The organism is Phenylobacterium sp. (assembly GCF_044358365.1).
GTDB lineage: Bacteria > Pseudomonadota > Alphaproteobacteria > Caulobacterales > Caulobacteraceae > Phenylobacterium.
Map to the genome: position 1 here is coordinate 21,490 of NZ_JBIKNZ010000033.1, position 13,041 is coordinate 34,530.

The window sequence follows — 13,041 nt, forward strand, 5'->3', positions numbered from 1 at the left end:
CGCACGAACGCCGCTCCCGGAGGGGGCTCGTTCAGGCCGGATTGTCCACCGAAAGAATGGTGGGTGCTGGGGGATTCGAACCCTCGACCCGCTGATTAAGAGTCAGCTGCTCTACCAACTGAGCTAAGCACCCGTCCCGTCGCCGCCGCCCGTTCTGACCTTGGCGCGAGGGCGCGGAAAATACGCAATACCGCGCCTTTGGCAAGGCGCGTTTCACGAAAGTCGAAAAGATTGGCTGCGGCGGGCCGTCGACACGGATCGGTCCGCCGCAGGCCCTTAGTAGGCCGGGTGGGTCAGGCTCCCGCAAAAGGAACTTGACCGGCGGCGGCGGCGGAGCATGGCGCCCGCGGAATCGAAGCCAGGCATCATGAGCGCCCAGGCGGTGGGCCCGGACGCCGGATCGCGCGGGCGATCTGGCAAGCGGACGGAGCGGCGTTCGAATATGTCCGCTTCGAACAGAACCCGCCGCTGGAGGCGATCTGCGGGGGCATGACCCGCTACGTGTTCACCGACTCTGCGCCGCGCGAGGCGTCGGCCTTCGGCGCTTGTTGGCAAGGCATGGGTGAGGCCGGGATCGCAGAAGCGGTCTGCGCCACCTCCTACGGCCGCCATCGGACCATCGCCTCGCTGCATCTGGGTTTCCGAGACCCGGATCTGCCGCCGGGCGATGCATTGGCGACTCAGCTGGCCGGACTGATGCTGACCGAACGCCCGATGACCTTCGCCACGCCGCCCGAGGCCAATGAGGTGAAACTGACCGACCGCGAGCGCGATGCGGTCGCCTGGGTGGCGGAGGGCAAGTCCGACTGGGAGATCTAGATGATCCCGGGGGTTTCGGAATCCCCGTTCAGATCCCACGTCGACAACGCGAGGAAGAAACCTGGCGCGGTGAACCGAGCGCAAGCTGTCGCGCGTCTGGCGGCTGCACATCTGTTATGGTGTTTTCGTTCGGCAGTTTTCGCCGGACGGTAGCAAGGCTCAGGAGCCGTGATGCGCAGGGCAGTTCTGATCTTTGGTCTTATGATGGTCGCCGGTGCTGCCGAGGCCGGAGACTATGTAGTGGTCACCTCATCTGACCCGGGGCTGCAACCCGGCCAGGAGTTGGAGGGAGGCCAGCAGGTCGCCCTCGGGGCTGGCCGGTCCGTGACGCTTGTCCACGTCGGCGGCGAACTGACAGTGCTGCGTGGCGGCGCTTCTGGCGTGGTTGTGCCCACGCGGCGGGTCGCGAGTGCGGATGCCTCGCGTATTGCGGCGCTGAAGAGCCTGATCGTGCCCCCGGCCGAAGGCCGCACCTTCGGCGGTCGCCGCGGCGGCATCTGTCCGGATCCTGCCGACCTGGAGACTGTTGATCAGATACTGTCGGCGCAGGCGGGCGGCTGTGCGAGACAGGCGCGTGAGGCGTTCGCTGCACTGGCGAACTCAGTCGGGACGCACTGAAGACCCGGACAAACCCGGACTAAGGTCCTGTGTAGAGCTCGCCCAGCGCCAGCGCCGCCTGCCCTTGCGAGAGATCCAGCTGATCCCGAATCGCCGCAGCCGCTGCCAAGGCCTCGCGTTTGCCGTCCATCCGCCTGAGGGATTGGCGCAGGAGTTTTGGATCCGAAGGTGTGGTGATAGCTACCACGTTATCGACGCCGAACGGCGATGACGCGCGGGTTCTGGCCATGACAACCCGGGCCTGGCCGGCGTCCAGCAATCCGTCGCCATCGCCTTCCAGCGGAAAAAGCATCTGCACGGTACCGTCACTGGCGAGATTGAAGGCGGTCAGCCAGGCCGCATCCCCCTTGTGGGTGACAGCCAGATCCACGGCCTCACCGTTCTTGTAGAGTTGGCCCGGCTTGCGGGGTCCGATATCGACCTTGATCACCCGCTCATTGGCCGAACCCACCAGCTCACTGACCGCGCGGCGCTTGTTGATCACCCCCGTCAAGGCTTCTGCGCTCGTGAGCTTCTCTGCGACCCGATCACCCCGACTGTCAGTGACCCAGCCCTCCTTGGCCGACCAGGTGAGGTCGGGCGCGCCCCGGGGGATGGACGCCCAGGGGCCTCGTCCGGCCAGAATGTCTGCGGCCTGATTGTCCGCCGCCTTCACCTCGACCGGTCGGTCCACGGCAGGCGGCGCCTTGAGCGGTTGGAAGACCACGCTGCGCTCGTTGCGCGGCGGCACCGAGGCGCTGGCCCACTGTCGTGTAGAGGAAAGTTCCCGCGTGCGGGTTTCGAGACTGGAGGCGAGCTCCGCAAGCGAGAGCTTGCCATCGTCGTCCGCGTCGGCGGTCAGGTGACCATTGGCCCGACGCTCCTGCAACGCGCCCTCCAGCGCATAAGTCAGAAGGCCACGCGACGGAGAATCGCCAAGCGGCAACGGCCCCTCCAGGGCAAACTGGTCGTCCTGGGCCGCGCCGACATAGACGAGGTTAGGCGCCGATTCAGCAGTGGGCGCGATGGCGGCCGGGTCCGGCGGTCCCACCGGCAGCGTCAGCGCCATGGGATTGCCCAAAGCGTTACGCCCTTTGAACCGGCTGGGCGCCGTGATGGCGCGGTTCAGGGTGCCGGAATGGCAGGCATCGGCGATCTGAAGCACATTCACACTGGTGGGGAAGAAATTCATCAGCCAGCCGCGCAGGTCATTGTCGAGGACAAACTGGTTCGGATCCGGTTTTGAAACCTGGAAGCCGCCCAGGGCCAGGAACTCATCCATCCCGTCAGCCTCGGTGGCGTCGCGCGCCTTGGCCTGGGCCCCGTGACCCGCGTAGAAGAAGATCACCCAGTCACCGGGTTTCGAGCGTTTGCCGACCGCCTCCAGTGCGCCTCTTATGTTGGCGCGGGTGGCCTGGCCATCGCGAAGAGTGACGATATCCTTTGCGCCCTGCGCCTCCAGCACGGCTTTCAGCGCTACGGCATCGTTAGGCGGCCCTTCTAGAGACGGAATGGGCGCGGTGTATTCCGAGACGGCCACCAGCACCGCACGGATCTCGGCCTGCGCCGGCGCGCAAATGGCTAGAACGAGCGTCGCAGCAAAGCTTGCGATGGATCTGTGCATGCAGCCCTCACTTTTCCGATCGGAACCCTAGATTGCGCCGGGGCCGCGCGATCACAAACCGGTATCGTCGATGATGCTACGACGATCCGCGTCGGCGAGACGCAAAGCGGTGCGCGCTTTGCACACCGGGCCGCCAGAGGCTAGTGAATGGCCGGCCGTTCGGGGACGGCGAATCTTTGCGGAGTTCACACGGGCGCATGGGCGAAACCCGGGCGGAAGAGATCGCCGGCGTCCGGCCGATCCTGCGGCGCGTTCTGGGCAACGCGGGCAAGCTGCTGGGCGGCCGTACGGTCAACGCAGTTCTTAGCCTTTTCGCGATTGCGATTGCGGCCCGGGCGCTGGGTGTCGCCGAACTGGGCGTCTTCGTCCTGATCCAGGCCTTCGCCCAGTTCCTCGGCGAGGTGGTCAAATTCCAATCCTGGCAGACCGTGCTGCACTATGGCACCGCCCCCTTTATCGAGGGCAGGGTGTCCCAGTTTCAACGTGTGCTGCGCCTTACTCTCGTTCTGGACATCGCCAGTACAGTCCTGGGCATCGTGGTGGGCGTTGTTGGCTCGATGCTGCTGGCCAATCATCTCGGGTGGACAACGGCCGAAGCTCCCGCTGCAGCGCTTTACATGTTCAGTATCGCGTTCATGGTCTCGGCGACGCCGCTGGGCCTGCTGCGGCTTTTCGACAGATTCGACGTCATGGCCCGGCAGGCGGCCTTGATCGCCTTCATCCGGGTGATCGGCAGCGTCATAGCGCTCCTGCTGAACGCACCGATGGAAGGTTTCCTGCTGGCATGGGCGGTCGGCACCATCGGCAGCTGGCTCTATTTGGCGGGAGCCGCCTACGGAGAACTGCGTCGCCGCGGGCTGTTGGACGGATTTTCATGGCAGGGGCCGTTGGCCAAGGACATGCCCGGCGTGTGGCACTTCGCCTGGAACACCAACCTGACCAGCACACTGGATGTCGCCTTCACTCACCTGGCGACCCTGATGGTTGGCGGCATGGTGGGGCCGGCCCAGGCCGCCTATTGGCGGGTCGGCAGGCAGGTAGCTGATGCCATAGCAAAACCCGCCAGACTTTTGATTCCTGCGATGTATCCCGAGCTTGCCCGGCTCTATGCCGAAGGTCGGCACGGGGCGATGTGGCGACTGGCGCGCAACATCGGCCTGGCCGGCGGCGGCTTTGGCCTGCTGCTTCTGGCGATCAGCGTGTTTGCGGGTCCTACGCTGTTGTCGGCGATCATGGGCGAGGGATTTGCGCAGGCCTCAGTGGTGATGACCTGGCAGGTCGCGGCTGCCGTCATCGGGATCTTCACACTACCACTGGAACCGATGTTGATTTCATTGGGCAAACCGGGGTACGCGGTGCGGGTCCGACTGGTTGTCAGTCTCGGATTTCTGGCTATCCTGCCCTTCCTGGTAACGCAGTTCGGCCTTATAGGCGCAGGTTCAGGTTTGGTCGCCGCCGCCGCAGCCTTGGCTTTGGGGATGCTGATGTTCCTGCTCCGGGAAAACAAGAACCGGGCCCCTCCACCAAAAAACATGCCGGACAGTCTGAAAGGCCACGATTGACCCCCACCCCTACTGCTCCTGATCGTCGTTTCCATCTGGATGGCTTTGCGACCCTTACTGACGCTCTGGACTTCGCAGCCGAAGGCCCGACGGGCGTAAACCTCTATGGTCTTCGCGGCGAGTTGATCGCGGCGGTTCCCTATAGCGAGCTGCGCGACCGCGCGCGTGCGATGGCTGTCCGTCTTCTGGCGGCGGGCCTTACGCCGCACGACCGCATCGGCCTGGTGGCGGATACGGATCTGGACTTCGTCGTGGCATTTTTTGCCTGCCAGTACGCACGTCTGACACCAGCCCCCTTGCCCCTGCCCACGGCCCTGGGCGGTCGCGACGCCTATGTCGAACAGATCACCCGGATGCTCAGCTCGGCCCAGGCCTCGGCGGTCTTTGGGCCGGAGTCCCTGTTGCCCTGGCTGAGGGACGCCGCCCAGGCCGCCGGCGCCCGGATCGCCCAGCAAGTCAGCGATCTGCCGGAGGCCGGCCCCACGGACCTGCCGCCGCCGACCCCCGAAGACCCCTGCTACGTGCAGTTCTCGTCGGGCAGCACCCGCAATCCAACGGGCGTGCTTTGCACCCACAGCGCCCTGATGGCCAATGCGATGGCGATCACCAAACACGGGCTGCATGTGGTTCCGGAGGACCGCGCTTTCTCCTGGCTGCCGCTATATCACGACATGGGGCTGGTCGGATTCGTGCTGAGCCCGCTGGTGGCCCAGATGACCGTGGACTTGATGCCCACGGGGGCGTTTGTGCGTCGCCCCCTTCTGTGGCTCGACCTTATCTCAAGGAACAAGGCCACAATCTCCTACAGTCCGACCTTCGGGTATGAGCTTTGCGCTCGGCGTGGGGATGGCGCGCGCGAGGGCCTGGACCTGTCCGGATGGCGCATCGCTGGCTGTGGCGGCGACATGGTGCGGCCCGGACCGTTGCTGGGATTTGCCGAGCGCTATGCGGCGGCCGGTTTCTCCAGAAACGCCTTCGTAGCCAGCTACGGCATGGCCGAGGCGACCTTGGCCCTGACCATGGCTCCGGTGGGCCTGGGGCTGCGGTTCGATACGGTCGATGTCGATCGGATGGAACGGGACGGTGTGGTGGTGGCAGGCTCTGGCGCCAGGACTCGCGCGTTCGTGCGCTGCGGCGCTGTCTTGCAGGCGCATGATCTGGAAGTTCGGGACGCCGACGGCGCGGCCATTTCGGAAGGTCGGGTCGGTCAGGTATTCGTGCGCGGCCCTAGCCTGATGCAGGGTTACTTTGGGGACCCGGAGGCCTCGAGACGAGCACTTGGTGCTGACGGCTGGCTGAATACCGGCGATCTGGGCTATCTGATCGATGGCGAAATCGTTCCGACCGGGCGGGCCAAGGACCTTATCCTGTTAAACGGCCGTAACGTTTGGCCACAAGACCTTGAATGGTCAGCGGAATCCGAGATCGAGAAACTGCGTAGCGGCGACGTGGCCGCTTTCTCCGTCGACCATGAAGCCGGCGAGCAACTGGTGGTGCTGGTCCAGGCTCGCAGCAGCGACGCCGAGGCGCGCCAGATCCTTGCCGATGATGTCGCCGCCGTGCTGCGCGCCCGGCACGGCGTTGAGGCACGGGTTGAACTGGTCGGCGCCCACGCCTTGCCGCAGACATCCTCGGGAAAGCTCTCCCGCTCGAAAGCGCGCGCCCTGTACCTGGCCGGCGCGTTCCAGCAGCAGGAACCGGCCTGACCGGCCGCCTCGCCGCAATTACGGGCGCCACAGGATTTCTGGGGCGAGAGATCGTGCGCGCCCTGGCCGGCGACGGCTGGCGCATCCGCATCCTGGCGCGGCGCGATCCGATCACGCCGGCGTGGCGCCATATTGCAATCGAGGTCGTGCCAGGCGATCTGGCTGACGAGACGGCCCTATCCGACCTCTGCCGCGGCGCTGACCTGGTGGTCCACAACGCTGGTGTGGTGAAGGCCCCATCCAGAGCGGCCTTTGATCGCGTGAACGTCGAGGGCGCAAGAAAGGTCGCAGAGGCTGCGCATGCCGCACCCCATGTCATCCTGGTTTCCAGCCTGACCGCCCGCGAACCCGGGCTGTCGCACTACAGCGCCAGTAAACGCGGTGGAGAAATCGCAATGCGTGTTCTGCTGGGCGACCGGCTGACGGTGGCCCGCCCCTGCGCCATCTACGGACCAGGGGACCGGGAACTGCTGGCCGTGTTTCAGGCCGCCGACCGTCTACCTGTGCTGCCGATCCTGAACGCAATGGGCCGGATCACGATGATCCACGTGGAGGATGCGGCCCGCCAGGTCGCCGCGCTCGCCAGCCACAGCCCCAGCGGCCTGACCGTCGCCCTCAGCGATTCGCATCTCGAGGGCTACAGCTGGCGCGATCTTATGGCGCACGCCGCGGCGGCTTGTGGGACCGCGCCGCGGTTCGTGAGGATCCCCCGCGCCTTGATACAGGCCATTGGGGTAACAAATGATTTCACAGCCTTGCTGGGTCAGGTCCCTATGCTGACGTCGGCGAAGGCGCGTGAGCTGCTGCACCCGGACTGGGCGATCCTGCCAATCGAACAGGCTATCGCCACAACACCGCCTCTTTACGATCTCAGAAGGGGGTTCGCCCACACGGTTTCGTGGTACCGAGAGACCGGCTGGATGAAACAATGACCTCGGTTTCGTGACCATCCAGCGAACCAAAGGTGGAAAAACCGGTCCAACCTGATTAGTTAGACCTCGGGTGTGCAACTCTGGAAGAGCCAATGGGGGGCTCACGCATGGTGGAACTGGCGACGGACCTGACCGTTCGTGAAGTTGCGCGGGCCGCTGAAACGGTGCTGGGCCGTAGCGTGCAAGTGACCCCGGAGACCGACATTGCGCGGGACCTAGCTGTGGATTCGCTTGCGCTCATGAACATCGTCATGGAGCTTGAGGACAGGTTCGACCTGTCGATTCCCCTTGATCGTCTTGCGACGGTTCAGACCGTCGGCGATCTTTCCGAACTGATCAACAAGCTGCGGGTGAAGGCTTAAACATGGGGCTGCTCGATAAGCACCTGGGCTATCGCGCCCCGTTGGATGGCATTCGCGCTGCGGGCGCCGATCCCTCTTCCGTACGTTTCGACGCGGTTCTTTCGCCTACGGAAGGCATTCTCGACGGCAAGCAGGTCATCTTGCTGGGCACCAACAACTATCTTGGCCTTACATTTGATCCCGAGTGCATCGAGGCCTCTGCGGCCGCGGTTCGGGAGTGGGGCACTGGCACCACCGGGTCACGCTTCGCCAACGGCACCTACAGCGGCCACACCGATCTTGAGCGGGCGCTGGCGGGATTCTATGGCCGCAAACACGCCATGGTGTTCACCACCGGCTATCAGGCCAACCTCGGCGGTATTTCCGGTCTTGTGGGCCGGGGCGACCACCTGATCCTGGATGCTGACAGCCACGCATCCATCTATGACGCTGCCCGCCTGTCGCAGGCCGAGGTTATCCGCTTCCGCCACAACGACCCGGAAGATCTGCACAAGCGTCTACGCCGCATGGGCGACCAGGCGAAGGGCAGCCTGATTGTGGTCGAGGGCATCTATTCGATGATTGGCGATGTGGCCCCGTTGAAGGAAATGGTCGCCGTCAAAAACGAGATGGGCGCCTACCTGCTCGTCGATGAGGCCCATTCCATGGGTGTTCTGGGGGCCAAAGGCCGCGGTCTTGCGGAAGCCGCAGGCGTCGAGGACGACGTCGACTTCATCATTGGCACCTTCTCAAAGAGCCTGGGATCGGTGGGCGGTTTCCTGGTTTCCGACGAGGAAAACTTTGACCTGCTCCGGATCGTAAGCCGCCCCTACATGTTCACAGCGTCTCTGCCGCCGGCGGTGATCGCTTCCACGCTTGTGGCGCTGAAGCGTTGCGAGACCGATGGCAGTCTGCGCACGCAACTCGCGGCGAACGCAGATCAACTCTACGATGGTCTTCGGGAAATGGGTTACGCAGTGGGGCCCCACGCCAGCCCCATCACGGCGGTCGTGATGCCGGATCAGGCCATGGCTGTCACGATGTGGAATGCCCTGCTGGCCAACGGTGTCTACCTCAACCTGGCAATCCCGCCGGCCACGCCGAACAACCTGTCCCTGCTTCGGTCCAGCGTCAGCGCGGCACACACGCCCGAGCAGATCGGCACAGTCCTCGACGTGTTTGAAAAGCTGGGGCTGCATTACGGCCTGCTTCAGCGCTCGCGCCGCGCCTCAGCTTGACGGCGGCGCAGGCGCCACCACGCGCCAGGCGCAGCCAGTAACGGATAGCGTTCCGCAAAAGGCGTGATCGGGATTTCGATCCCGGTGTGCCGCTGGATTTTCCACGCCGCATAGCGCGCTGCGCCCTCGAAGGTGAACGCCGCCTTGGCCAGCCTGGCGATGTTCAGAGGCTTTCCGGCCAGACTGACCAGCTTCCAACCGGGCAACTGACGTCGCTCCACGCGGAATTCCAGCCCCGAAACCTCGAACACGACGCCGCCCTGGCGCCACGCCAGGGGCAGTACGGCGGCGTAGCGGTCCAGCGCCGAGGCGATCACGGTGTCCGCACGACCTGCATTTTCCACCCGGAACTCGGCGGCGTAGGTGCGACGAAACAACGCCGTCCAGTAATCTGACGCTGTTCCGCGGTCAGGGCCGAGGGTCGCCGCAAATCGTGCCGCTGTAACCACGGCGGCCACGCAGGCCTGTGCAGCTGCCGCCGCGCTGGCTGGATCAGCGCTCCAGATCCGCTGGGCCGGTTGGACGAACCGAGCCCAGATAGTCGTGTCGAGGGTGCGCCCCTCCGCTGCGCGGCGGAACCGGTCCAGCGAAAGTGTGGCGACCTTCGCGCGGTAGATAACGCCATCCAGATCCACCTCCTGGTAGCTCACCTCCGGCCAGAGAATGGCTTCCACCAGACCGCGCAGGCCGCGACGGATCGGGCGGTGAGTCAGGCAATAGAAGTCCAGGATGCCCGACAGGTCGCCGGTCCGGAGCGTGGACCCATAGTACAGCCAGGCCGCGTCCTGCTCCGGAACCGCCAGGGAAGCGACCAGCCGCATCACCTCAGCGGGCGGTGGCGCGACCAGTTCTGCTTCCACCAGGGCCGTCAGGGCGCCACTCACGGAACCACGAACTCCAGTTCGGGTCCCTGCCGCACGCAGAACTCGCCCGCCTCGTAGAGTTCGCCATCGAGTACCAGCTGGCTGGCGGCCACGACGTCGAAAGCCGCCAGGTCATCCCGACGGTATCCCGCCGCAGCGAGCCACGGCGCGTCTGCGCCCTTGAGCAGGATGGACGCCGCTGTCACGAACCTCTGAGGTGGTGCGGCGATCGACAGCACCTTCAGACCTTCCCGCGGCTCGCCAAAGGGCTTGAGCCCCATTGGCAAGCGCTTCAGGGTCGAGGCCAGCATCAGGAACCACGACGCCTCATCTGGCCCTGTGTGCGACAGGCGCATCTGTTCGCCTCGCCGCCAGGGGCTGGTCGCCCCACCCCAGAGCGTACCTGCAGCCGCGCCCGCCATCGTGACAGCAATGGCGGCGTTGTCAAAGAGACCCAGCCCATGATGCTTCTGTGCAAGTTCGGTGGCGCGTACGAAGGCGCCGAGCCCCAGCAGGAACCCTCGCCGCTCCGGCACGGCCTGATCCTGCCGAAGAATCTCAAGGCAGTGACGACGCTTCGTCGGCCGCCCCGCCGCGTCCGCAGCGATCAGCTGCTCCAGTGTGACACCCAGAGGGGAGCCGATGTCGATGGCCAGAGCGTTGGTCTTGCCGTTGGGGATCACCGCCAGTCGAGGAATCCGGCCGCCATAGGCTTCAGGCAGGCGGGTCAGCACCTCGCGGATGGTGCCGTCCCCGCCATCCATCACCACCAGATCGACACCGGCCGATGCAAATCCTCGTAGGGCGCCATAGAGTTGCGCAGGGTCTTCGGCCGCGACGTCCAGAACGCTGTCAGGCAATGCGGGGCGGCCCGCACCCTGATTGCGATGGCTCTTGTTGTTCCGGATCAGGCCGACGCGTCTCAACGGGACAGCCAGGAAACCACGCGCGCGCGGCCCAGCATCAGGCCCTGGATCACCTGCACCGCGTGCACAACGAGGCAGATGGCCGTCCAGACCGCAACGATCACCAGACCTATCTCCGGAATACCCAGGGCCCATGCGGGCGTAAGGATCAGCAAATTGGGGTTCCGACGGGCCGTGATGAGCCGGAAGAAACTGTCAAAAGGCCGCCACGCATGCACGTGGAAGCCGAACAACCGCATGAAAACGCCTTCTTCCACCCTCTGCAGCACATACCCCCCCAGGATAAGGGCCAGACAGATTTCCGGCCAGGGCACAGGAAAGCCTGACTGTTGGCAGCCCACGTACCACGCGAACCACCAGAATGGCGGATGAATCAGGTCGATCCCGTGATCAAAAATACTGCCGATCGGCGATGAGGTCAGCGTCACCCGCGCAAGCTTGCCATCTACCGTATCCAGGAAGGTCATGATCCAGGCGCAAACCAGACCCCAGCCGAACTGCCCCTCCCAGAACAGCCAGAAGGCGGCCAGGACCAACAGAAAGCCGATAAGGGTCACGAAATTCGGGCGTAGTCCCGCCAGGGCGCACCATCGCGTGACAATTCGCGCAGGAACCGGCCACCAGTGTTTTGTCACGAGGTCGGTCACGCCCTTGTAGGCGCCGGCGAAGGTCCGGGCTTCGACGGCGCGGACATTATCGGTGGTCAGTCGCACCAGGACAGGCGGCTCTTTCTTCCGAAGAGCGCTGTTATAGGCCAGTTCAGTAAGGGACACCCGCTGTAGTCCGCCCGGATCCTGGCCGAGAAGCAGCGCCATCGATGCCGCAGCCACCTGCTCCGCCGGCACATGGGCGGCGACAGCCTCGCCCTCATCGCTCAGCAAAACCGAGCCCGGACGTCTGGAGAGCGTCGCCAGCAGGACCTCGTCATAGACCCAGCCGCCCAGCACCAGCACGACGCCTCCCGTAGTCGGAGCCGCCTCCACTACCGCGACACCCGCCCGCGCGAATGTCCGCCGCAGGCGTTCAGCCGCGGTGATCCCCCAGATCTGGACATCGCCCGACCCCAGAACCATCGCCACGACGGTGGTCTCGATGTTTGTCGTGCTCTGCAAAGCCTGGAGCGCCTCTCACGTAATTCGCAGGAACCTGATACCGAGCGCCGAACGCCTAGGAAAGCATTGGCCCCGAGATTGACCACCTTTCGCCTCGCACATCTGTCGGATCTGCATCTGACGCCCCCTGCCCGGCCCTTCCGGTGGGAGGACGTAACCTCGAAGCGACTGCTGAGTCGCATCGCCTGGCGGCGTAAACGTTATCGCCATCTGGAACCCGTGCTGAACGCGATCACAGCCAGCATTCGCGAACGCGCGCCGGATCACGTGGCCATCACAGGCGATCTGATCAACTTCGCCACGCCGGAGGAGTTCGAGGCGGCGCGCCAGTGGTTGACCGGGCTTGGGCCGCCGTCGGACATCACGGTAAGTCCCGGCAATCACGATGCGCTTGTACACCGGGACGCGCCGGACGCCTTTGCGCCCTGGACGCCCTGGCTCAGCGATTCGAACGAAGGCGCCTTTCCGCATGTGCGGCTGCGCGGGCCGGTCGCAATCATCAACCTGTCGTCCGCGAAGCCGACGGCTTTGCATCTGGCGCAGGGATCGCTGGGCTCCGCCCAGATCGAGAGGGTCGAGGCGATGCTGCGATCGACCGGTGAACAGGGATTCTTCCGGATCGTGCTTGCTCACCACCCTGTGGCATCCGGCGTCGTTTCAAACCGGAAGGCCTTGACGGACAGAGCCGACCTACGGGCCGTGCTCGCGCGCGCCGGCGCCGAACTGGTTCTGCATGGTCATGCCCACGAAGCTGTCCTGAATGGCGTGGCGGGCCCTCTGGGCGCCATTCCGGTGCTCGGTGTTCCATCCGCCTCGACGCCGGCCGGACTGGCAGGCGAACAAGCCGCCCGCTGGAACGAGATCGCCGTAAGCCTGGATCACAAAGGCTTCCGGGTCCAGGTCACCGCACATGGCGTCACACGCGACCTGTCGGTGATCAAACTGGGTGAGTTCGCCCTGATCTAGCGTAGGTAGCGCATCTGTACGGACAGGCTCTTTTCGGCCGCACCGACCGAAAACCGCGCGGACGAGAGCGGGGGAAGGCCAACCCGGGTTTCCGGATTATTGGAGAAGCCGAAGCCCTCCGCCGGGAGGCCCACGAGGGTGCGGTTGAAATCACGGTCGCCGTTACTGTCGTGATAGATGGCGAGCGCATAGCTGCCCTGGGGTAACCAGAAGCAGGCCTTGGTCACCGCCTGGACGGCCTTGACGCGGATCCGCGCGTACTTCCCGCCCTTGGCCAGAAATCGCCGCTTGTCGTCCGGGTAAACGGTGAAAGCGACCTCCCCCTTGGATGAGCGAACCCCGGTGGTCTGGATCG

The 13,041-nt window shown here is 64.9% G+C and carries 13 protein-coding genes and 1 tRNA gene; 8 read left to right on the forward strand and 6 right to left on the reverse strand.

From position 1 onward, the window contains the following. Positions 1-57: 57 nt before the first annotated feature. A tRNA-Lys gene (locus ACIQ3B_RS10690) sits at positions 58-133 on the reverse strand. A gap of 356 nt (positions 134-489) precedes the next feature. Between ACIQ3B_RS10690 and ACIQ3B_RS10695 the strand changes: the two genes are divergently transcribed. Next, positions 490-819, forward strand: a complete 330-nt coding sequence (locus ACIQ3B_RS10695; protein WP_397402364.1) for a helix-turn-helix transcriptional regulator — start codon at positions 490-492, stop codon at positions 817-819. A gap of 171 nt (positions 820-990) precedes the next feature. Further along, on the forward strand, positions 991-1,437 hold the full coding sequence (locus ACIQ3B_RS10700; protein WP_397402366.1) for a hypothetical protein: 447 nt from the start codon (positions 991-993) through the stop codon (positions 1,435-1,437). Between the two features lie 19 nt (positions 1,438-1,456). On the opposite strand, the gene ACIQ3B_RS10705 is transcribed toward ACIQ3B_RS10700, so the two are convergent. Then, positions 1,457-3,040: a caspase family protein gene (locus ACIQ3B_RS10705; protein ID WP_397402368.1), complete on the reverse strand. Its 1,584-nt coding sequence runs from the start codon at positions 3,038-3,040 to the stop codon at positions 1,457-1,459. 197 nt (positions 3,041-3,237) lie between these two features. On the opposite strand from ACIQ3B_RS10705, the gene ACIQ3B_RS10710 reads away from it, so the two are divergent. The 5 genes from ACIQ3B_RS10710 to spt all read left to right on the forward strand — a co-directional run bounded on the left by ACIQ3B_RS10710 (position 3,238) and on the right by spt (position 8,819). Continuing rightward, a complete protein-coding gene (locus ACIQ3B_RS10710) occupies positions 3,238-4,602 on the forward strand; it encodes a lipopolysaccharide biosynthesis protein (RefSeq protein WP_397402370.1) in 1,365 nt (454 codons plus the stop codon). After that, positions 4,599-6,308, forward strand: a complete 1,710-nt coding sequence (locus tag ACIQ3B_RS10715) for a fatty acyl-AMP ligase (RefSeq protein WP_397402372.1) — start codon at positions 4,599-4,601, stop codon at positions 6,306-6,308. Before ACIQ3B_RS10710 ends, ACIQ3B_RS10715 begins: the two co-directional genes overlap by 4 nt. 17 nt (positions 6,309-6,325) lie before the next feature. Then, complete coding sequence (locus tag ACIQ3B_RS10720) at positions 6,326-7,240, forward strand: NAD-dependent epimerase/dehydratase family protein (RefSeq protein ID WP_397402390.1); 915 nt, start codon at positions 6,326-6,328, stop codon at positions 7,238-7,240. 92 nt (positions 7,241-7,332) lie between these two features. Beyond that, entirely contained in the window at positions 7,333-7,602 is a 270-nt protein-coding gene (locus tag ACIQ3B_RS10725; RefSeq protein ID WP_397402374.1) for an acyl carrier protein, read from the forward strand. A gap of 2 nt (positions 7,603-7,604) precedes the next feature. Continuing rightward, on the forward strand, positions 7,605-8,819 hold the full coding sequence (spt, locus tag ACIQ3B_RS10730) for a serine palmitoyltransferase (RefSeq protein ID WP_397402376.1): 1,215 nt from the start codon (positions 7,605-7,607) through the stop codon (positions 8,817-8,819). Here the strand turns inward: spt and ACIQ3B_RS10735 are convergent. Genes ACIQ3B_RS10735 through ACIQ3B_RS10745 form a run of 3 tightly spaced genes read right to left on the reverse strand, consistent with a single transcriptional unit; the run spans position 8,792 to position 11,720 of the window. Beyond that, positions 8,792-9,703: a hypothetical protein gene (locus tag ACIQ3B_RS10735; RefSeq protein ID WP_397402378.1), complete on the reverse strand. Its 912-nt coding sequence runs from the start codon at positions 9,701-9,703 to the stop codon at positions 8,792-8,794. The genes spt and ACIQ3B_RS10735 overlap by 28 nt on opposite strands. Continuing rightward, the gene (locus ACIQ3B_RS10740) at positions 9,700-10,608 is read right to left on the reverse strand and encodes a diacylglycerol/lipid kinase family protein (protein ID WP_397402380.1); all 909 of its coding nucleotides are present in this window, start codon (positions 10,606-10,608) and stop codon (positions 9,700-9,702) included. The genes ACIQ3B_RS10735 and ACIQ3B_RS10740 overlap by 4 nt, the downstream gene beginning before the upstream one ends. Then, positions 10,605-11,720: a CDP-alcohol phosphatidyltransferase family protein gene (locus ACIQ3B_RS10745; protein WP_397402382.1), complete on the reverse strand. Its 1,116-nt coding sequence runs from the start codon at positions 11,718-11,720 to the stop codon at positions 10,605-10,607. The genes ACIQ3B_RS10740 and ACIQ3B_RS10745 overlap by 4 nt, the downstream gene beginning before the upstream one ends. Positions 11,721-11,798: 78 nt before the next feature. Between ACIQ3B_RS10745 and ACIQ3B_RS10750 the strand changes: the two genes are divergently transcribed. Beyond that, on the forward strand, positions 11,799-12,686 hold the full coding sequence (locus tag ACIQ3B_RS10750; RefSeq protein WP_397402384.1) for a metallophosphoesterase family protein: 888 nt from the start codon (positions 11,799-11,801) through the stop codon (positions 12,684-12,686). Here ACIQ3B_RS10750 and ACIQ3B_RS10755 read toward each other — a convergent pair. Next, positions 12,683-13,041: DUF2141 domain-containing protein (locus ACIQ3B_RS10755; RefSeq protein WP_397402386.1), on the reverse strand; the 359-nt coding region annotated here is incomplete at its 5' end. The two genes, ACIQ3B_RS10750 and ACIQ3B_RS10755, sit on opposite strands and share 4 nt — an antisense overlap.